At 63.5% G+C, this 20,713-nt stretch carries 15 protein-coding genes; 14 read left to right on the top strand and 1 reads right to left on the bottom strand.

Annotation, left to right across the window (positions count from 1 at the left end; genetic code table 11):
* The first annotated feature begins 36 nt into the window (after positions 1-36).
* From QZY03_RS28285 to QZY03_RS28350, 14 genes are all read left to right on the top strand, one after another.
* A complete protein-coding gene (locus tag QZY03_RS28285) occupies positions 37-2,079 on the top strand; it encodes a hypothetical protein (RefSeq protein WP_295587111.1) in 2,043 nt (680 codons plus the stop codon).
* A 6-nt stretch (positions 2,080-2,085) separates the two neighbouring features.
* A complete protein-coding gene (gene asnB, locus QZY03_RS28290; RefSeq protein ID WP_295587112.1) occupies positions 2,086-3,978 on the top strand; it encodes an asparagine synthase (glutamine-hydrolyzing) in 1,893 nt (630 codons plus the stop codon).
* A complete protein-coding gene (locus tag QZY03_RS28295) occupies positions 3,960-4,676 on the top strand; it encodes a bifunctional 2-polyprenyl-6-hydroxyphenol methylase/3-demethylubiquinol 3-O-methyltransferase UbiG (protein ID WP_295587114.1) in 717 nt (238 codons plus the stop codon). Before asnB ends, QZY03_RS28295 begins: the two co-directional genes overlap by 19 nt.
* A 10-nt stretch (positions 4,677-4,686) precedes the next feature.
* Entirely contained in the window at positions 4,687-5,559 is an 873-nt protein-coding gene (locus QZY03_RS28300) for a glycosyltransferase family 2 protein (protein ID WP_295587116.1), read from the top strand.
* Positions 5,556-6,563 carry a lysylphosphatidylglycerol synthase domain-containing protein gene (locus QZY03_RS28305; RefSeq protein ID WP_295587118.1) on the top strand — a complete coding sequence of 336 codons (1,008 nt, stop codon included), beginning with the start codon at positions 5,556-5,558 and terminating at the stop codon, positions 6,561-6,563. The genes QZY03_RS28300 and QZY03_RS28305 overlap by 4 nt, the downstream gene beginning before the upstream one ends.
* Before the next feature lie 65 nt (positions 6,564-6,628).
* The gene (locus tag QZY03_RS28310; protein WP_295587120.1) at positions 6,629-7,351 is read left to right on the top strand and encodes a bifunctional 2-polyprenyl-6-hydroxyphenol methylase/3-demethylubiquinol 3-O-methyltransferase UbiG; all 723 of its coding nucleotides are present in this window, start codon (positions 6,629-6,631) and stop codon (positions 7,349-7,351) included.
* A gap of 170 nt (positions 7,352-7,521) precedes the next feature.
* The gene (locus QZY03_RS28315) at positions 7,522-9,909 is read left to right on the top strand and encodes a class I SAM-dependent DNA methyltransferase (protein WP_295587123.1); all 2,388 of its coding nucleotides are present in this window, start codon (positions 7,522-7,524) and stop codon (positions 9,907-9,909) included.
* 75 nt (positions 9,910-9,984) lie between these two features.
* Positions 9,985-11,148: a Fic family protein gene (locus QZY03_RS28320; protein ID WP_295587125.1), complete on the top strand. Its 1,164-nt coding sequence runs from the start codon at positions 9,985-9,987 to the stop codon at positions 11,146-11,148.
* Entirely contained in the window at positions 11,145-11,555 is a 411-nt protein-coding gene (locus QZY03_RS28325) for a DUF1016 N-terminal domain-containing protein (protein ID WP_295587127.1), read from the top strand. Before QZY03_RS28320 ends, QZY03_RS28325 begins: the two co-directional genes overlap by 4 nt.
* Entirely contained in the window at positions 11,552-12,070 is a 519-nt protein-coding gene (locus QZY03_RS28330) for a transposase (protein ID WP_295587129.1), read from the top strand. The genes QZY03_RS28325 and QZY03_RS28330 overlap by 4 nt, the downstream gene beginning before the upstream one ends.
* Before the next feature lie 148 nt (positions 12,071-12,218).
* Positions 12,219-13,523, top strand: coding sequence for a restriction endonuclease subunit S (locus tag QZY03_RS28335; RefSeq protein WP_295587131.1), 1,305 nt, complete (start codon positions 12,219-12,221; stop codon positions 13,521-13,523).
* A complete protein-coding gene (locus QZY03_RS28340; protein WP_295587133.1) occupies positions 13,520-15,388 on the top strand; it encodes an RNA-binding domain-containing protein in 1,869 nt (622 codons plus the stop codon). Before QZY03_RS28335 ends, QZY03_RS28340 begins: the two co-directional genes overlap by 4 nt.
* A gap of 3 nt (positions 15,389-15,391) precedes the next feature.
* The gene (locus QZY03_RS28345) at positions 15,392-18,562 is read left to right on the top strand and encodes a type I restriction endonuclease subunit R (RefSeq protein WP_295587134.1); all 3,171 of its coding nucleotides are present in this window, start codon (positions 15,392-15,394) and stop codon (positions 18,560-18,562) included.
* Positions 18,552-19,280 carry a M48 family metallopeptidase gene (locus QZY03_RS28350; RefSeq protein ID WP_295587136.1) on the top strand — a complete coding sequence of 243 codons (729 nt, stop codon included), beginning with the start codon at positions 18,552-18,554 and terminating at the stop codon, positions 19,278-19,280. Before QZY03_RS28345 ends, QZY03_RS28350 begins: the two co-directional genes overlap by 11 nt.
* 90 nt (positions 19,281-19,370) lie before the next feature.
* On the opposite strand, the gene QZY03_RS28355 is transcribed toward QZY03_RS28350, so the two are convergent.
* On the bottom strand, positions 19,371-20,713 hold a 1,343-nt coding region (locus tag QZY03_RS28355; RefSeq protein ID WP_295587138.1), incomplete at its 5' end, for an asparagine synthase-related protein.

A 20,713-nucleotide genomic window follows, 5' to 3' on the forward strand; every position in this document is an offset into this window, starting at 1 on the left:
TTTCGGGTGGCGTTTCCTGAATCAGGGGATAGTTAGATGGTTGAATTGAAAAATTGGAATCGCCCGCGCTATCAAGCTGGGTACTGGGTCCGGTTAGCACTCGGACTCGGGATCGTCGTGCTGTTGCTTGCGTACGGACTGTCCATGCTCGGTCGAACGGTCCGCTTTGATCTCGTTCCGGGCGAACTGGAACACGCGGTCGGACAGTCTTTTGTCGTACAGCTTAAAGGCCGGCCGGGGTGGCCCTGGATCCTGCCCGAAGATCAGGTCGACCGGCTCGATCGCTCCGATCTACGCCTGTACGAGGGTGGCCGGCCGTTGGGCCCCCCACATGCGCAACACGCGGGCATTCGCGAAAGCGGCGGGGGCGGCTTTTCGCACTGGCAAAACTATCTGCTGTTTAGCACCTCCGATCGCTCGGACCCGCGCACCAACGGACGGACCTATTCGGTGACCGCCACGGCCCGACTCGCCCCCACGATCATCAGTTGGACCCTGGCCATCGGCAGCGGTGGGGTGCTGCTCGGCCTGAGTCTGCTCGGCTGGCAACAGCGGGCGCGCTGGCTCGCCGCTGGACGGCACCGCGCCGCGCACCTGTGGCGGCGCCGCTGGGACTATGCTGCCGCGGGCGCCTTTCCCGCGGCCGTGGGGGGCTTCGCGTGGCTCGCCCTGCCGCCGATCTGGAACGGCTCCGACAGTGTGATCTGGCTGCTCTGGCCCTGGAATCTGTTCCCGCACCATCCACTCATCTACCCGACCTTCATGGCCTTCGCAACCACCTGGTTCGCGGAGTCAGGGGCGGTGCTTTCGTTCGCGACTGCTGTCCAGCACCTGGCGGCAATCGGTGCGCTCATCTACTTGGCATCCGCCTGTCGCGCGCGTTGGCAGATCGTCATCGTCTCCGTGCTCGCCTGTCTTGGCACCGCACTCCAACTGTACGCTCAGGGGCTGATGACTGAGGCGCTCGATCTGTCGTTCCTGTGCATCCTGCTCGGCGCCGTGCTGCGACTGCGGCGGGATGGACTGAGCACGGCGGTTGGTACCGCGCTCTTCGTTGGGCTTTTGGGGGGCATGTTGACCCGACATGCCTCCATCGTGTTCGCGGCAATTCCGCTCGCCTACGTCCTGATCGCCGCACTTTTGTCGGATCGGCGCTGGTCGCTCGCTGCCTGGCGGCCCGTGGGCGGGGTGATCGTGGTGGTGCTCCTCGCCCTGGTCACCGCCAAGGGGCTGACCGGATCGGCCTGCCAGCTGCTCGAGAACTCCTGCATGTCGATCACCGGTCGGGCCGGAGTCTATCGAATCGTCGATACCTATCAATCGGTGCCCCAGGGGGAGCGCGCGGCCTGGCTCGAGCGGTTGGCGGGGGCTGCCCCGGACGCGCCCACCGCCCAGGCGCTCGCAATCATGGCGCAGACCCCCGGCCCCTGGCTGGGCACGCGCCGGGCCATCGCGGCGGAGTCGGACCTTTGGCCCCACGATCCGGACGCGCTGATGAATACGGGTTTCCGGATCTTCGTGCGGTCGCTCGATCGCGATGCCCTGCGGCAATGGGGGCGGGAACTGAACAAGGCGGTGTTCGGACCCGTCGGAGGCCTCGGCTTTGGAATCGGACAATTCGAGTCCTTGCTGCACGTTTCGGCGCACAGCATCAAGGTCATCTTTCCTCCAGAAGCGGAGTATCTGCGGGTACTACAAGGCACCGGCGCGGAGCACCCGGAGTCCGCGATCCGGTACCTCAATCTGGCGAACCTGCCGGCCACCCGACTGCTCGATCTGTTACTCCCGCTGGGGCAAGGAACCCGCATCCCCTTACTGCTCGCCACTTGGCTGCTTGCGCTGACCGCGCTGTGGACCTGTCGACGCGCGGACTTCACGGCCTTGCTGCTCAGCCTCTGGATCGGGTTCGCCGCCTACGCCCTGGCACTCACCTTGGTGACTGTCGTATTGCCGCGCTACCTTGCGCCGCTGGACCTCTTGCTGTGGCTGAGCAACGCCATCGCGATCTCCGCCCTGATCGACCAGGCCGCGCGCCGACGTCGACCCGGGGCCTTGCCGCGCCGCGTGCGCGAGGACTGACCAACGATGTGCGGCATTGCCGGACTGCTCACTTGGGACACCGCGGCGGATACGCAGATCGTGCGGGCTATGACCGACCGCCTGGCGCATCGGGGGCCGGACGCGGCCGGCGTGGCGGCCCTGGGGCCGATGGCGCTGGGCCACCGGCGGCTGTCGGTCATCGACGTGTCCCAGGCCAATAATCAGCCGCTCTACGATCGCTCCGGGTCGCTGGTCATCGCCTACAACGGCGAGATCTACAACTTCCGGGAGATTCGCCGGGAATTGGAACAGGCCGGTGCCGCCTTTCAGACGCAGGGCGACACGGAGGTCATCCTGGAAGCTTACAAAGCCTGGGGCGAACGCTGTCTGGAGCGCTTCAACGGCATGTTCGCCTTTGCACTTTGGGACGCACCGCGCCGCCGACTCTTTCTGGCGCGCGACCGGGTCGGTGAGAAGCCGCTGTTCTACTGCGAACTGCCCGGCGGCGGGCTCGTCTTCGCCTCCGAGCCGCGCGCCTTGCGCGCGCACCCGGCCGCGCTCGGCGCAGTCGATCCGGTCGGTCTCGCTCATTACCTGATGCTCAACTACACCCTGGGAGACCATAGCCTGCGCCAGGGGCTCAAACGGCTGCCGCCCGGACACTTTCTGATCTGCGAGGAGGGCCGACCCCTGACCCCGCGGTCCTATTGGGATCTGGCAGCGGTGTACCGCAACAAGCGCCGTTTCGTCTCCCAGGGCGAGGCCGCGGAGGAGTTGCTGGCCCTGATCGATGACGCGGTGCGCCTGCGGCTGGTCAGTGACGTCCCGCTGGGCGCCTTCCTCAGCGGCGGGGTCGATTCCTCCGCGGTGGCCGCCGCCATGGCGCAGGCCCTGCCCGCCTCTCAGGTGCACACCTTCAGCATGGGTTTTGGCATCCCCAGCTTCGACGAGGTCGATACCGCCCGCGCGGTAGCGAATCTGCTCGGTCTGGACCACAAGGATCGGGTGGCCACGCCGGACCCTGAACGCACGGTCCAGGCCATGGTCTGGGCCGCCGACGAGCCGCTGGCGGACACCTCCGCCGTGCCGACCTATCTGCTGGCGGCCTTCGCCCGTGAATACGTGACCGTCAGCCTGTCCGGGGATGGTGCCGACGAGTGCTTCGCCGGGTACGAAACCTATACCGCCGACCGGCTTCATCGGGCACTGTCGTGGCTGCCGCGGGGGCTGGCGCGGGCAAGCTTCCGGGCGGCGGATGCCGTGCTGCCGGTGAGTTTTTCCAAAGTCAGCCTGGACTATAAGGTCCGTCATTTCCTCGCGGAACTCCATCTGGACTTCCCGCGGGCCCATGCCTCGTGGCGCAATATTCTGTCGGCCGAGGCGCAACGCGAACTGATGCAGCCCTGGTGGCGCGCGGCGATCTCCACCGATGAGGCCGACCCCTTTCCGGAATTCGCGCGGCACTTCGCAGCGGTCCAGGGCTGCCATTACATCGATCAGGCGGGTTACGTCGATATCAAGACCTGGCTGGCCGACGATATCCTGGTCAAGGTCGATCGTTCGACCATGGCGCACTCACTGGAGGCCCGCGCGCCGCTGCTCGATCACCGCCTGGTCGAGTTCGCGGCGGCCCTGCCCGCCGACTGGAAGCTCAAGGGGCTGCGCAAGAAATACCTGCTGCGGGAGAGCCTGCGCGGGCGCCTGCCGGACTGGGTGCTCGACAGCCGCAAGCAGGGGTTCAATGCCCCGGTCTCTCACTGGTTCAGCGGCCCGCTGCGCGCCTTCGCCCAGGACGCGCTGGCCTCGCCCAAACTGCACGAGTGGATTCGCCCCGCGGCGATCGACACCCTGTGGCGGGAGCACGCCGCCGCTCGGCGTGACCACGGACTTAAACTCTTTGGACTGATCTGTTTGTCATTATGGCTGAATCAACACTGAAGACCGGTGCGCAGACCTATTCTTCCGCAATCGAGACTGCCGACAACTACGCGCGTTGGGTCTTATCGACCTTTGTCCCCAACTATGGTCAACGTTTGCTCGAGGTCGGCCTTGGGCACGGCGGGTATCGGCGGCTACTGCCTCCGACGATCGACTATATCGGTCTGGATATAGACCCGGACTCGGTCAACCAGGCGCGGGCGCACTACCCGACCGATACCTATCTTCAGGCCGACATCACCGATCCCGGTCTCACCGCTCTGCTCGCGCCAAGGGAGATCGATACGGTGTTGTGTATCAACGTGCTTGAACACATCGAGCAGGACGCGGCGGCCGTGCAGAACCTGCTCTCGGCGCTGGTCCCCGGCGGTAGCCTGCTCATCTTAGTTCCGGCCTTCCAGTCGCTCTATTCCGACCTGGACCAGATGGCCGGGCATGTCCGTCGCTACACGTTACGCGACGTCTCACGCATCAATGGCGCGGGCGGCATCGTAGTAAAGGCACGGTATTTCAATGCCATCGGCGGCATCGGCTGGTGGCTGAACAAGGCCCTGCGCCATACAAGCCTCAACTCCGGGGCGATCAACCAACAGATCCTGTTCTTCGACCGCTTTGTAGTTCCAATTGCCAGAGTCGTCGACCGGGTCAGCCGCAGCTTCTTCGGTCAATCCATGATTTGTGTGATTCGTAAGGTCTGATCCTTAAACCATGATTAGCATCATAATCCCTGCCCTGAATGAAGCCGACGGCATCGCCGGAACCATTGAAGCGCTGCGCCGCACCCTCGCCAACAGTCCCACGGCCGGGGCTGAAATCCTGGTCGTGGACGATGGCTCCAACGACGCGACCGGCCTGCTGGCGACGCAAGCGGGTGCCACTGTCGTCCGCCACCCGCACAATGTCGGCTACGGCCAAGCGTTGAAAACCGGAATCCTGGCAGCCCGACACGATACCATCGTCATCATCGACGCGGACCTGACCTACCCGGCAGAGTCGATTCCTGACCTCGTGGCCGAATTCCATAAAGGCTTCGACATGGTGGTGGGGGCACGCACCGGCCACCACTATGCAGGGAACGCGTTTAAGGGCCCCCTGCGTAAGGTTCTCAAGTTTCTGGTCGAGTTCAGTGCCGGGCGCAGCATCCCGGACGCCAACTCCGGCTTGCGGGTTTTCAGCCGCCAGACCATCACCGGCTATCTCCCGCATCTCTGCAACACCTTCAGCTTCACCACCTCACTGACCCTGGCCTACATGCTGACCGGCCGCTTCGTCGCCTATCTGCCTATCCACTATCACGAGCGCGTCGGAACGACCAAGATCAGACTGTTCAAAGACTCGCTACGCACGCTGCAATACATCGTCCAGGCAATCATCTACTACAACCCTCTCAAGCTGTTCCTACTCCTGACCCTGATCACCGTCGCGCTGGCAATCAGCGGGTTCTTGACTGCCGCGATTACCGGACTGAATGCCCCCTATTTCCTTGGTGTAGGTGGCTTGCTCATGTCTATCGTGGTGTTTGCCTTGGGCCTGCTAGCTGATCTGTTGCGCCAGATCCTGGTTCGAGCAGGATCGGAGTGACGAGGCCCCAGGAGCCAAGCCCGGCGGCGCTGCCAACTGTCGATCCGCTCGACACCAAGGCCACCGGGGATGCGGACGCCGCCTTGACTGCCCAGGGCCAACCCCTCGCCCGCGGGTTCGTTCTGCTCAAGATGGCCTTGGTCGTGGTAGGGCTCGCACTGTTGCTGGTGTGGGTTGGCGAAGGCCTGCCGACGCAGCGGCCATCCCTTTCAGTCGTGGCGCTGACCGTCATGCTATACCAGGTCGCGCTCTATGCGGCGGCCTTGCGTTTGCAGGGCACCCTCGCGGCATTCGGGATCACCATCACCGCGCGTCAAGCATTGGTTATCCATCTGCGCTCACTCTTCTATTTCTTTTTTGTGCCCATGTCCGTCGGCTATGAGATCACGCGGTTCATCGCCGTCCGCCGCATCGACGCGGCGGCCTCGGTCAAACAGGTCGTCGTCGCGCTGCTGATGGACCGCGTCCTGGGTCTGTTGGCTGCCCTGATCGCCCTGGCCGCGCTGGCCGGCATGGTGTTACCGGCCTCGGCCTGGGCTGAAATCGACCTGACCTGGATCCTGGTGATCGCCCTGGCCGCGCTGGTTCTGGGGGCCGCCGTCATGGCCCATGAGTCGCCGCGGCGCCAAGTGCGGGACCTCCTGAGCGCCCTGTGTCCCATCTGGCCGCGCCTGGCGCTGCCTACCCTGTATTCGCTGGCGACCCTGGCCCTGGTGTGCGCCTCGGTATTCGCCTTCGCCATCGGCTCCGGGATCAGAGTCGACTGGGCGCCGGTCACCTTCGCGCTGTCGGCGTCGCTGCTGGGGATGGCGGTGCCGGTGTCCCTACTCGGAGTTACCCTCGGCGAGGTGGCAGGGGTCGGTACCCTGGCACTGATCGGGTTGACCCCGGGGGTCGCGGTGCTGCTGACCTCGGTCGCCTATTGCGGACGCCTGTTCGGGGCCATGCAAGGGGCGGTGATCGAACTCTGGGGCGACGCGGGACGCATGACGCGGCGCGCCTGATCCATACGATTCCCGCTGCTGCCCGGGCGGCGCGGGACTGACCAAGAACCTGGAATGAAAAAGACATGACTCAGCGAGAGACCGAGCAGACCATCGCCGACTTCGGGGACCAATGGGTCCAATTCACCGACAACTCGGGCTATTACGGGTCCAAAGAATTGTTCGACGACATCGTCGCGCCCCTCTTGAGCACGACCGACGTGGCGGGCCGGCGCGTCGCCGATATCGGCAGCGGCACCGGGCGGATCGTCGCCATGCTGCTCGCCGCCGGTGCCGCGCACGTGACCGCCATCGAGCCATCAAGGGCCTTCGAGGTTCTCGCCAACCGCTTTGCCGGTGACACCGCGCGCGTCACCTGTCATCAGTTACCCGGCGAGGGCATTGCCACACTCGGCCCCTTCGACCTGGTGGTTACCTTCGGCGTCCTGCACCATATTCCCCGACCTGAACCCGTTGTCCAGGCCGCCTATGCCGCCCTGCGTCCCGGCGGAAAACTGTTCGTCTGGATCTACGGCCACGAGGGCAACGAACTCTACCTCACCCTCGTGCAGCCGCTGCGGGCACTGACCAAGCGGCTGCCGGATCGAGTCCTGGTGTGGCTGATCCGCGCCCTGGACATCCCCCTGGCCGGCTACATCGCCTTGTGCTGCTTCCTACCCCTGCCGATGCGCGCCTATATGCGCGATCACCTGGGACGGCTGGACGGCGACAAGCGTCGACTGACCATCTTCGATCAGCTCAACCCGGCCTATGCCAAATATTGCACCCGCGCGGAAGCCCAGGCCTGATGGCCGATGCCGGGTTCGTCGACATCGCCCAGCGCCATCGGCATGGTTACAGTTGGAGTCTGGTTGGTACCAAGCCTGAGAGCAACTGAGGCAGATCCGTTCATCCCGGTGTGCGATGACCTCCCCCCGCTGAGGCAGTCGGGCAGCAAGTCCAAATAAGAAACGAGCCCATGGCCCTCAAGAAATCCGCCCTCTATTCCTCCCTCTGGCGCTCCTGCGACGAGCTGCGCGGCGGCATGGACGCCAGCCAATACAAGGACTATGTCCTGGTCCTGCTGTTCGTCAAATATGTCTCGGACAAGTACGCCAACGACCCCGATGCACTGATCGAGGTCCCCCATGGCGGCGGCTTCGCCGACATGATCATCGCCAAGGGCGACAAGGAGATCGGCGATAAGGTCAACAAGATCATCGGGCGCCTGGCCGACGCCAACGATAGCCTCAAGGGCGCGATCAACGTCGCCGACTTCAACGACGAGGACAAGCTCGGCAAGGGCAAGGAGATGGTGGACCGGCTCACCAAGCTGGTGGCCATCTTCGAGGGGCTTGATTTCGGCAGCAACCGCGCCGAGGGCGACGACCTGCTCGGCGATGCCTATGAATACCTGATGCGCCACTTCGCCACCGAGTCCGGCAAGAGCAAGGGCCAGTTCTACACCCCGGCCGAGGTCTCGCGTGTCATGTCCATGGTCATCGACCTGGGTCGGGCCACCAGCGGCGCTCAGACCATCTATGACCCTACCTGCGGCTCCGGTTCACTGCTGCTCAAGGCCCACGATGAAGCCCGCAACCGCACCGGCCTGGATCTGACTCTGTACGGGCAGGAGATGGACAACGCCACGTCCGCGCTGGCGCGTATGAACATGGTGCTGCACGACGCGCCCGAGGCGGAAATCTGGCAGGCCAACTCGCTGTCCAGCCCCCACTTCAAGAACGCCGACGGCAGCCTCAAGACCTTCGACTTCGTGGTCGCCAACTTCCCCTTCTCCAACAAGAACTGGACCAGCGGTCTGGACCCGGCGAACGACCCCTACGGGCGCTTCCGCCTCGGCATCCCGCCCGCCAAGAACGGCGACTACGCCTTCCTGCTGCACATCCTCGCGAGCCTCAAGGGCAGCGGCCAGGGCGCAGTGATCCACCCCCACGGCGTGCTCTTCCGTGGGGGTGCGGAGGCCGCCATCCGCCAACGCCTCGTCCGCCAGGGCTACATCAAGGGCATCATCGGCCTGCCGGCGAACCTCTTCTACGGCACGTCCATCCCCGCCTGCATCCTGGTGGTGGACAAGGGCGGTGCGGCCGGGCGTCGCGGCATCTTCATGGTCGATGCCAGCCGCGGATTCATCAAGGACGGCAACAAGAACCGCCTGCGCGCCCAGGACATCCACAAGATCGTCGACATCTTCACCCGCCAGGTAGAGTGCCCCGGCTATTCGCGCATGGCGCCGCTCGCCGAGATCGAGTCCAACGACTTCAACCTGAACCTGCCGCGCTATATCGACGGGAGCGAGCCCGAGGACTTGCGCGACATCGAGGCGCATCTGAAGGGCGGCATCCCCAACCGCGACATCGACGGCTTGGCCGTTTATTGGCAGGTCTTCCCCAGCGTGCGCCGGGAACTCTTCGAGGAGACCGAGCGCCCCGGCTACGGCCGCCCCAGGGTCGAGGCTGGCCAGGTCAAGGCGGCGATCTTCGACCACCCCCAGTTCACCGCCTTCAACGCCACGGTCACGGCCCTCTTCGCCCAGTGGAAGACCGCCAACCTGCCGAGCCTCACCGGCATCCGCATTGGTGATGCACCCAAGCGACTGATCGACGAGCTTTCGGAAAGCCTGCTGGAGACCTTCTGTGCAGCGGCGCTCATCGACCCCTACGACTGCTATCAACACCTGCTCGACTATTGGACCGAGACCATGCAGGACGACGCCTGGATGCTGGTCGGCGACGGCTGGCAGGCGCTCGCTGACGGCAAGCCCAACACCGACCTGATCCCGCCCGACCTGATGATCGCCCGCTATTTCGCCGCCGATGCGTCCGCCATCGCCCAACTCGAAGCCGAGCGCGATGCCGTCGGCCGCGAGATGGACGAGATGGAGGAGGAGCACGGCGGCGAGGACGGCCTGCTGGCCGAGGCCAAGAACGACAAGGGCAAACTCACCCGGGCGAGCGTTAAGGCGCGGCTGGCCGAGATCAGGCCGGACAAGGACGCCGCCCCCGAGCGCCGGATGCTGGCCGCCTACAACGCACTGATCGAGAAGGAGAGCGCCGCCGGCAAGAAGGTCAAGGATGCCCAGAAGGCACTCGACGCCAAGGTGGCCGCCCGCTACCGGCAACTCACGCAGGACGAGATCAAGACCCTGGTGGTCGAGGACAAATGGCTCGCGGCCTTGGGGGCGAGCGTCCAAGGCGAGTTGGATCGGGTCAGCCAGGCGCTGACCGGGCGCATTCGGCAACTGGCCGAGCGTTATGCCACCCCGCTGCCGAGGCTGGCCGACGAAGTGGAAACACTCGCCGCCCGGGTCGATGAGCATCTGAAGACGATGGGATTCGCTTGGAAGTGACTGGCTGTCGGTACCTTATTAAAGTATTCTCCGCTTTCTTTAACAGCGTCGCGCCTTATTAAAGGGAACTGCGTCATGCACCGCAACGCCACAGGTCGCTATGTGGCCAGTCTGGCTGGCGGGGAGACCGTGCGCGCCTTCGTCCCTGCGCCCCTGCCCCCGACGCCGCCGCTCGACCTGGGCGGCAGTCGCCAAGCGGACCTGGAGCGGGCCACCCTGGCATTGGGGCGCCTCGACAGCATCGGCCTGCTGCTACCCGATCCGCAGCGCTTCCGTTACGCCTATGTGCGCAGAGAAGCGGTGCTGTCCTCCCAGATCGAGGGAACCCAGTCATCCCTTTCCGATCTGCTGCTCTTTGAACTCGATGAGCAACCCGTGGTCCCCTTCGATGACGTGGTGGAGGTCTCCAACTATGTTGCCGCGTTGGAACACGGCATGGCGCGCCTTCGCGAGGGCCTCCCGCTCTGCAATCGGCTCCTGCGCGAGATGCATGCCCGCCTCATGGCGCGCGGACGCGGCAGTGACCAGGCCCCCGGCGAGTTTCGCCGCACCCAGAACTGGATCGGCGGCACCAGACCCGGTAACGCCCACTTCGTCCCACCGCCCACCCAAGAGGTGGAGCCCTGCATGGGGGCGTTGGAGGCCTTCATCCACGACGCGACCGCTTCGCTTCCCGTGATCATCAAGGCGGCCTTGGTGCATGTCCAGTTCGAGACCATCCACCCCTTTCTCGACGGCAACGGCCGCCTTGGGCGACTGCTGATCGCGATGATCCTGCATGAGGGCGGGGCACTTACCCAGCCGTTGCTCTATCTCAGCCTCTATTTCAAGCAGCATCGTCAGGTCTATTACGACCTGCTGGACCGGGTACGGACCGACGGCGACTGGGAGGCCTGGATCGACTTCTTTCTGGAGGGTGTGGAGCAAACCGCCAACAGCGCCGTGCAGACCGCCCGCCGGCTGGTGGACCTGTTCCAGCAGGACACCCGGCGCGTTCAGGCCGGCGGGCGCGGCGCCGCCAACACCCTGCGCGTGCTCGACGCACTGCGGCAGCGGCCACTGTGTAACCTGGCCCACATCAGTACAGTTGCCGGGATCAGCTTTCCCACCGCGTCCAGGGCCATGCTGGCACTGGTCGAATTGGGTATCGCCCGCGAGCTGACCGGACAACGGCGCAACCGGGTATTCGTCTACGATGCCTATCTGGGGATACTCAACGAAGGGGGAGAGGCGCTGTGACGCGGGACCACAAGCTGACAACCGCCGATGGCTATCGTGACCTGTTGGACCAGATATCGCAGACCTATACCCAGGGTCGCGTCCGGGCGATGCAGGCCGTCAACGCGCAACTCGTCGAGACCTACTGGCAGGTGGGTCGGCACATCGTCGAGTTCGAGCAGGGCGGCAAGCTCCGCGCGGACTACGGCAAGGCGCTGATCACCAACTTGGCCAGAGACTTGGGTCTACGCCACGGCAAGGGGTTCAGCCGCAGCAATCTGATCCGGGTCCGTCAGTTCTATCTCGCCTACCCAAAAGGTGCGACGGCGTCGCACCTTTTGAGCTGGTCTCACATGATCGAACTGCTGAAGCCCTGTAGGGTGGATAAGCGCAGCGCATCCACCCAGCCGCCAGAGTCCGCGTCATGAGCAACTATCGCCGAGTCTACATCCCCGGTGGCGCCTATTTCTTTACCGTCGTCACGCACAACAGAAGGCCGATCTTTACCACCGATAACCGCGTCGATATATTGCGGGACGCCCTGCGGAAGGTGAAAGTCAGCCATCCCTTTGACATTGACGCGATCGTCGTCTTACCCGAACATCTGCATTGCATCTGGCGGCTGCCCTCAGGGGACATCGATTTCTCATCCCGTTGGCGCGAGATCAAGAAAGCGGCGTCGCGACAGATCGACCCCACCACCAATCGCCGCAACGAGCGCATGGTCTGGCAGCGCAGGTTTTGGGAACACGCCATCCGCAATGAAGAAGATTGGCGCAAGCATGTTGATTACATTCATTACAACCCGGTAAAGCACGGGTTGGCGAAGCGGCCCGGCGATTGGCGATGGTCATCCTTCAAGACCGCCGTCCTCAAGGGATGGTACGACCCCTCCTGGGGCGACGCCGAACCCGCGAACATCAACGGGATGGATTGCGAATGACCTGTTCATCGCGAATCATGGCTGCACCAACAGGTGGATGCGCTATCGCTTATCCACCCTACACCCAACGCGGACCTGTCGTTGTAGGGTGGATAAGCGCAGCGCATCCACCCGCGGCACTGGAGCGGACTTTGAGGGAGGCGGGGCAATGAGCGAAGAACTGAAGTCGGGGTATAAGAAAAGTGAGATAGGACCGATTCCGCTAACCTGGGAGTCTGTCAAGCTTGGCGAGATCTTCAAGTTCAAGAATGGATTAAACAAAGGAAAGGAATTCTTTGGCTATGGGACGCCGATCGTCAACTACATGGATGTATATAAAATTTCGGGTCTTTGTTTTTGCGATCTGAAAGGTCGCGTAACGGTTTCAAAGTTTGAACAGAAGGCGTTTGATGTTAAGAAGGGCGACGTTTTCTTTACGCGCACGTCCGAAACCGTTGATGAGGTAGGAATTGCGTCCGTCATGTTAGATGAAGCGACTAACACGGTTTTTAGTGGTTTTGTCCTGCGTGCCAGATCTTACAGTGACAGATTGGACGACCACTTCAAGAAATATTGCTTTGGTACGCATGGAGTTCGACGCCAGATAACCTCTGCCGCCAGTTACACGACGCGCGCCCTTACTAATGGCCGATTGCTTTCAGATGTAGTGATCGCATGCCCTCCCGTCTCAGAGCAATGCGCCATCGCCGCTGCGTTGTTTGATGTGGATGCCCTCCTCGCCAAGCTCGATGCGCTCATCGTCAAGAAGCGCGACCTCAAGCAGGCCGCTATGCAGCAACTCCTTACCGGCCAGACCCGCCTGCCGGGGTTTGGCGGCACGGCAGGATACCTCCAAACCGATGTTGGATTAATTCCTGAAGATTGGGAGGTGCGGACATTTCGAGACATCTGTATGAAGATCCAGGATGGAACTCATTTCTCTCCGACACCCGGTGGAAACGACTATCTTTATATAACCTCAAAGAACATCGGCCATGGTGCGCTCGACGTTACTAGCGCAGATCGCATCAGCGCGACCGAGCATGAAAACATCTATGGCCGCTGCGATGTCAAGAGAGGTGATTTATTGCTGACGAAAGATGGTGCCAACACGGGAAATGCAGCCATCAACACACTGGATGAACCATTTAGCCTCTTGTCAAGTGTCGCTTTTCTTCGATTCGACTGCCGGTTGCACTCGGCGCAGTTCTTCCTGTATCAAATTCTCTCCCAAAGCGGTCAACGGCGCCTCAAGCTAGAGATGAGTGGAAACGCGATTACCCGGCTCACGCTCACGAAGATCAATGCCCTACGCATTCCGGTTGCGTCCATAAACGAACAAACCGCCATCGCCACCATCCTCTCCGACATGGACGCCGAGATCACCGCTCTCGAAGCCCGCCGCGACAAGACCCGCGACCTCAAGCAGGGCATGATGCAGGAACTGCTGACCGGGCGGATTCGCCTGGTATGACCCCCGAGCAGATTCTCGACGCGCTCCACCTTGGCGAAGACCAGGACATCGAATTCAAGGCCGCCGAGGGCGGTCTGCCAAAGTCGATCTGGGAGACGGTCTCGGCCTTCGCGAACACCGACGGCGGCATGATCGTTCTGGGGGTCGCCGAGCGGAATGGGGATCTGGTCGTGGAGGGCGTGCGCAAGCCCGAGACCCTGCTCAAGGTCTTCTGGGACAGCCATAACAACGCCCAGAAGCTGAGTCGGCCAGTGTGTGGCTCAGCGGATATCGCGGTGGTGCCGGTCGAGGGGCGATCACTGCTGTGCATCCGGGTGCCCCGCATGGGCCGGCAACAGCGGCCGGTGTATATCAACCGGAATCTGCTGTCCGGCACGTACAAGCGCAACCACGAGGGAGACTACCGCTGCACCGAGGCGGAGGTGCGCCAGATGTTGCGGGATGCGGGAGAAGAACCCTCCGATAACCTGATCCTGGACGGTTTCGACCTGGAGGACCTGGACTCGGACACCCTAGACGCCTACCGCAACCGCTTTGCCTCGCGTGATCCTGACCATCCGTTTCTCGCCCTGAGCGATGCCAGTTTCCTCGAAAGCCTGGGCGCCCTGCGGCGCGACCGCCGCAGCGGGATGGAGGGCATCACCCTGGCGGGGCTGCTGATGTTCGGCAAGGAGCGCGGCCTACTGGATGCTCTGCCCCATTTTCATCTGGACTATCAGGAGCATCTGTCGTCCGATCCGGAGGAGCGCTGGACCTATCGCCTGACCCTGGATGGCAAGTGGCCCCCCAACCTGTTCAATTTCTACTACCGGGTCTACCCCCGGCTGGTCGAACGGCTGGACGTGCCGTTCAAGCTGGACCGGGCGGCGACCCGGCTGGAGGAAACCCATGTCCACGAGGCCCTGCGGGAGGCCCTGGTCAACACCCTGATCCATGCGGACCATCAGTCCACGCGGCCGACCACGATCATCAAGCGGCGGGATGCCTTCATCTTCAACAATCCCGGCCGCCTGCGCATCCCCAAGGAGCAGTTGTATCAGGGCGGGGTGAGCGATCCACGTAACCCCAGCTTGCAGAAGATGTTCCAGATGCTCGGCCTGGGCGAAAAGGCCGGTTCCGGGTTCCAGAAGATCCTGCGCGCCTGGCGCGAGCAGCAGTGGATGATCCCGCTGGTAGCCGAGAATCTGGAGATGGAGATGACCCGTGTCTGGCTACCGGTGGCCAGCATGATCCCCGAGGACGTTGAGCGGGAGCTGCGAGCGGTCGTCGGTAACGCCTATGGCCACCTGGGCGAGCTGGGACGGGTGATTCTGATGCTGGCCCACCGCTTCGGCGAGGTAGGCAACGAGGATATCCAGCACTATCGGCGCGAGCACCCCCAAGACATCGGGACCCAGCTCCGCCAGTTGGTCGCCGCGCGCTGGCTGGACAAGGACGGACACGGCCGGGGGACCCGCTATCGCTGGCCCAGCGCGGCGGGCCGGGATTTGTTCGATGGCATCGCGGCAGATGAGGCGGCAGGCTCCGAACAAACCGGGCTTGCCTCCGAACATTCGGACGGCAGCTCCGAACATTTGGACGGCAGCTCCGAACATTTCGACTCCGAACAAGAGGCCCGCCTGGTCGCCCTGGCCGCCGCTGTCCAGGGCAAACCCAAGGTTCCCAAGCCCTTGATGGAAGAGATTATCCTTGCCCTGTGTGCGGAGGACTGGCTGTCGCTGCGGACCCTCGCCCGCCTGCTGAACAGGGAACCCGACTCACTCCGAAACCACTATATCAACGCCATGTTGCAGGATGGACGCTTGCAGGCCCGGGTGCCAGGCAAGCGGACACACCCGGACCAGGCTTATCGCAGGAGAGGTTAGACCATGAGCACGGTCGGGCAGATCGAGAAGAAGACCCAGGAGCGAATCGTCTCCCTGTTTCGCGACCGGTTGGGCTACGACTATCTGGGCAATTGGATCGAGCGCCCCGGTAACGCCAACATTGAGCCGGAATACCTCACCGCCTGGCTCAAGAAGCAAGGTGTGAGCGAGACCCTCATCAAACGGGCGCTGCATGAACTGAACCGCGTGGCGTCGGATACCAGCAAGTGCCTCTACGACCGCAACCGGGCGGTCTATGAACTGCTGCGCTATGGGGTGAAGGTTCAGCCGGGGGCGGGCGAGAACAAGGTCACGGTGTGGCTGGTCGACTGGAAGGACCCGCAGAACAATCATTTCGCCATTGCCGAAGAGGTGACGGTGAAAGGCACAGACGCCAAGGCCAGCACCAAGAGGCCGGACATCGTGCTCTATATCAACGGCATTGCGGTGGCCATCCTGGAGTTGAAGCGCTCCACGGTCTCGCTGGCCGAGGGCATCCGCCAGACCCTGGACAACCAGCAGAAGCAGTTCATCGAGCCCTTCTTCTCGACCATGCAGTGGGTGATGGCAGGGAGCGACAGTGAGGGGATGCGCTACGGCACGGTCGAGACACCGGAGACCTATTACCTGCGGTGGGTAGAGGACACCGGCCTCTGGGCAGCCGAGCCGAACGGGCTTGACCGGCACCTGTTGCAGGTCTGCACCAAGGCGCGGCTGCTGGAGTTGATGCACGACTTCGTGGTGTTCGACGCGGGCATCAAGAAGCTGTGCCGCCAGAACCAGTTCTTCGGCGTCAAGGAGGCCCAGAAGTTCATCCGGCGGCGCGAGGGCGGGATCATCTGGCACACCCAAGGCAGCGGCAAGTCGCTGACGATGGTCTGGTTAGCCAAGTGGATACTGGAGAACTGCCCCGGCGCACGGGTGTTGATCATTACCGACCGGACCGAGCTGGACGAGCAGATTGAGAAGGTATTCAGGGGCGTCAATGAGTCCATCTACCGCACGACCAGTGGTGCGGACCTGATCGATACGCTGAACGGTACCGAGGAACCCCTGATCTGCTCGCTGGTGCACAAGTTTGGTCGCCAAGGAAACGATGAGGCGCCGGGCGAGGACGGAACCAAGGCGTTCATTGAGGCCATCCGGAAGGTCCCGGCCAACTTCAAGGCCAAGGGCGACATCCATGTGTTCGTGGATGAATGCCACCGTACCCAGTCCGGCGATCTGCACCAGGCAATGAAGGCGCTGCTGCCCAATGCGCTGTTCATTGGCTTCACCGGCACCCCGCTGCTGAAATCGGACAAGGCGCGCAGTATCGAGGTCTTCGGCCGCTATATCCACACCTACAAGTTCGATCAGGCGGTGCGCGAGGGCGTGGTCCTGGACCTGCGCTACGAGGCGCGGGACATCGATCAGACACTGACCAGCAAGGCCAAGGTCGACCAGTGGTTCGAGACCAAGACCCAGGGCCTAAACGACCTGGCCAAGGCGCAACTCAAGCAGAAGTGGGGGACCATGCAGCGGGTGCTGTCCAGTCGGGGCCGACTGGAACAGATCGTCGCCGACATCCTGCTCGATATGAATACCAAGCCCCGGCTGATGGACGGCCACGGCAATGCCATGCTGGTGGCGGGCAGCATCTACGAGGCATGTAAGTTCTACGAACTGTTCGCGCGCTCGGAACTCAATGGCCGGTGCGCCATCATCACGAGCTATGCACCGACCGTCGCCGACAGCAAGGGCGAGACGACCGGCACCGGCGAGACTGACAACTTGTTCAAGTACCAGGTCTATCAGCAGATGCTGGCGGACTGGTTCAACGAGCCGCCCGAGGCCGCCATCAAGAAAGCGGAGCGGTTCGAGCGGGAGGCGAAAAAGCAATTCATTGATGCCCCAGGCCAGATGAAGCTGCTGATCGTCGTGGACAAACTGCTGACCGGCTTCGATGCGCCATCCGCGACCTATCTCTATATCGATAAACAGATGCAGGACCATGGCCTGTTCCAAGCCATCTGCCGGGTCAACCGGCTGGACGGTGTCAGCAAGGATTATGGCTACATCATCGACTACAAGGACCTGTTCAAGCGTCTGGAGTGGGCGGTCGAAGACTATACCAGCGGGGCCTTCGATGCCTATGACAAGGCCGACGTGCAGGGCTTGTTGAAGGATCGGCTGGCCGAGGCGCGCGAGGATCTGGAAGAGGCCCGCGAGGCGGTCAAGGCGCTGTGCGAGCCGGTGGAGGCACCGCGCGAAGAACTGGATTACTTCCATTGGTTCTGCGCCAAGGACTCAGGCGATGCCGAGCAACTCAAGGAGAACGAACCCAAGCGGGTGAAGCTCTACAAGTTCGTGGCCGCCTTGCTGCGCAGCTTCGCCAACATTGCCAATGAACTTGCCGCGGCTGGCTACGACAGCGATGAGATCGAGCGCATCAAGAATGAGGTGGATCATTTCGCCAAGGTCAGCGCGACGGTCAAGCGCAACAGCGGCGACTACATCGATCTGAAGGCGTTCGAGCCGGCCATGCGGCACCTGATCGACACCTACATCCGCGCGCAGGAGAGCGAGGCAATCTCCGACTTCGACGACCTGAGCCTGATCGCCCTGATCGTCGAACGCGGTCCCGCGGCGGTGGATGCGCTCCCCAAGGGGATCCGCAAGAGCGAGGGCGCGGTGGCGGAGACCATCGAGAACAACGTCCGCCGGATCATCGTCAACGAGACCCCGGTCGACCCGGCCTACTATGAGAAGATGTCCAAGCTCCTGGATGCCCTGATCGAGCAGCGGCGCAAGGGGATGCTGACCTACAAGGACTACCTGGAAAAAATCGCCAAGCTGACCAGGGATGCGACGCTGCCGGGTGGCGGTCCGGGCGGCTATCCTCCGAACGTGAAGACTGCGGCTCAACGGGCGCTCTACAACAATCTGGGCCAGGACGCGGGGCTGACTTTGGCGGTGGACGCGGCGATCGAGGCCAGCCGCATGGATGGCTGGCGCGACAGCACCATGAAGGCCAAGCGGGTGCGGCTGGCGATCCGCACGGCGCTCCAGCAGGCCCATGCGGCGTCGCAGGCCCCGGGCGGTCTCGATGATGGCGACGGTCGCGACAGCTACGCGATCGAGGCGGAAGCGACGCGCCTACTCGAACTGGCGAAGCATCAGAGTGATTACTGAGACCCGGCACCTGACGATCTCGGGTATCGAGGTCGAAGTGGTGCGCAAAGACATCAAGAACCTCCACCTGGGCGTCTACCCGCCGCTCGGGCGCGTGCGCGTGGCCGCGCCGCTCGTGCTCGGGGACGAGGCGGTGCGACTGGCCGTCATCGACAAGCTGGGATGGATCAAACGGCAGCGAGCCAGGTTCGTCCAGCAACCCCGCCAGTCCCAGCGCGAGATGGTGAGCGGCGAGAGCCATTGGTTCCTGGGGCGGCGCTATCGTCTACGGGTCTGCGAACAAGCGGGTCAGCCCAGGGTGGCGGTGCGCGACCTGGCCGCCCTTGAGCTGTTGGTGCGCCCCGGCTCCGACGCGGCGCAGCGGGAGGCCATCCTGGTGCGCTGGTACCGCGAGCAGCTCAAGGCGCTGGTTCCGCCGCTGCTGGATCAGTGGCAGTCGGCCTTGGGGGTGCAGGTCGCCGACTGGGGCATCAAGCGGATGAAGACCCGCTGGGGGAGCTGCAACCCGGCCACGCGCCGCGTCTGGTTCAATCTGGAACTGGCCAAGAAGCCGGTGCAGTGTCTGGAGTACATCGTGGCCCATGAGCTGACTCACCTGCTGGAGCGACACCATGACGCGCGGTTCACGGCCCTGCTGGACCGCCTGATGCCGCAATGGCCGCACTATCGAGACCTGCTCAACAGCCTGCCGCTGGCCCATGAGGAGTGGCGGGACTGACAGGTCGCGCCCCCCGCCGCGGTCATACGCATGGACGCCTAGGCTCGGGTACCGACAGCAGTTCCAATCGAGAGACTGACGTGAAACCGCCTAACCGCTCATCGCCCGACGCAGCCAGAGTTCCAGAATCAACAGCGGCCACACCTGATAAACAGAGAAGCAGCCGGGTCGCGCCTGATGTTCCACCAGCCCGCGCAACGCCGCGGCATCAAGCAGGCTACCGAGTCGACTGGACGGCGCGAGCAGCAGGTCGCGCGCCAGGTCCAGCGTCGCCTCTTTGGACCAGGCACTGGACGGCAGTCCAAACCCCATCTTGCGGCGATGCATCCATTCCGCCGGCAGGTAGCGGATCGCCAAATCCTTGAGGATGCGCTTGGTTTCGGCCGGTGGCCGCCAACAGGCGGACAGCGGCATTCCCTGTGCAAGTTGGGCCACGTCGCGATCCAGCAGGGGGCAGCGGACCTCCAGTGAGACCTGCATACTCATGCGGTCGACCTTGGGCAGGACCGCCCCCGGCAAATAGGTCTCGGCGTCCAGTGCGCGCATCCGATGCATCAGCGGCTGGCCGGGATCATTGAGCAGCACCCGCCAGTCCGCCAGGGAGTGCGCGACGGCGGCGGGCAGCCCACCGGTGAGTGCGCCGACCTGCTCGGGCTGAAAGATCAGCCACCGCGGGGACAGGTAGCCGTCCGCCGGGGTGGCGCCGCGCCGGGTGCGCACCGCGCGCACCAGCCGCTGGACGCGACTGCCCTGCTCCGCCAGCGTGTCGCGATAGCGTCCGTAGCCGCCGAACAGTTCGTCGCCGCCGTCCCCGGAGAGGGCCACGGTGACCTGCCCGCGGGTAAAGCGCGACAGCAAGTAGGTCGGCAGACAGGAGGAATCCCCATTGGGTTCGTCCAGCCGGTCGGCGATCTCGTGGACGAGCTGCAATGCATCCGGGCTCAGGATCTCCTCGTGGTGATCGGTCCCGAGATGCTGCGCCACTTCCCTGGCATACAGGTGCTCGGTCTCCGTGGTCCCGCCGAAGCCAATGGAAAAGGTGCTCAAGGGCCGACCCAGCTCTTGCGTGACCATCGCGGCCACTAACGCCGAATCCACACCGCCAGAGAGAAAAGCGCCCAGCGGCACGTCACTCATCAGCCGCTTGCGCACCGCCTCCCGGACCCGCAAGCGCAGCTCTTCCGCGCGCTCGGCATAGGACGGTCCGCCCGAACCCCGCGGCTCGGTGGGTGTGAAACTGAAGTAGCGTTGTGGCTCGCGCACCCGAATGGTCCCGCCATCGGTGTCCACCACCAGGGTGGAACCAGGCAGGAGCTTGCGCACCGAGCGGTAGATGCTGAAGGGCGCGGGGACGTACTGGAGCAACAGAAAATACGCCAGCGCGTCCTGATCGATGGTCGCGTCGAACCCCGGCATCCGGGTGAGCGCCTGCA

Origin of the sequence: uncultured Lamprocystis sp. (genome assembly GCF_903933125.1) — a bacterium.
GTDB lineage: Bacteria > Pseudomonadota > Gammaproteobacteria > Chromatiales > Chromatiaceae > Thiodictyon.

What these genes read in the sequence shown, in the direction of transcription:
- QZY03_RS28285 (WP_295587111.1), top strand. Translation starts at nt 37, where the DNA reads ATGGTTGAATTGAAAAATTGGAATCGCCCGCGCTATCAAGCTGGGTAC.
- QZY03_RS28345 (WP_295587134.1), top strand. Translation starts at nt 15,392, where the DNA reads ATGAGCACGGTCGGGCAGATCGAGAAGAAGACCCAGGAGCGAATCGTC.
- QZY03_RS28315 (WP_295587123.1), top strand. Translation starts at nt 7,522, where the DNA reads ATGGCCCTCAAGAAATCCGCCCTCTATTCCTCCCTCTGGCGCTCCTGC.
- QZY03_RS28330 (WP_295587129.1), top strand. Translation starts at nt 11,552, where the DNA reads ATGAGCAACTATCGCCGAGTCTACATCCCCGGTGGCGCCTATTTCTTT.
- QZY03_RS28335 (WP_295587131.1), top strand. Translation starts at nt 12,219, where the DNA reads ATGAGCGAAGAACTGAAGTCGGGGTATAAGAAAAGTGAGATAGGACCG.
- QZY03_RS28310 (WP_295587120.1), top strand. Translation starts at nt 6,629, where the DNA reads ATGACTCAGCGAGAGACCGAGCAGACCATCGCCGACTTCGGGGACCAA.
- QZY03_RS28320 (WP_295587125.1), top strand. Translation starts at nt 9,985, where the DNA reads ATGCACCGCAACGCCACAGGTCGCTATGTGGCCAGTCTGGCTGGCGGG.
- asnB (WP_295587112.1), top strand. Translation starts at nt 2,086, where the DNA reads ATGTGCGGCATTGCCGGACTGCTCACTTGGGACACCGCGGCGGATACG.
- QZY03_RS28300 (WP_295587116.1), top strand. Translation starts at nt 4,687, where the DNA reads ATGATTAGCATCATAATCCCTGCCCTGAATGAAGCCGACGGCATCGCC.
- QZY03_RS28340 (WP_295587133.1), top strand. Translation starts at nt 13,520, where the DNA reads ATGACCCCCGAGCAGATTCTCGACGCGCTCCACCTTGGCGAAGACCAG.
- QZY03_RS28295 (WP_295587114.1), top strand. Translation starts at nt 3,960, where the DNA reads ATGGCTGAATCAACACTGAAGACCGGTGCGCAGACCTATTCTTCCGCA.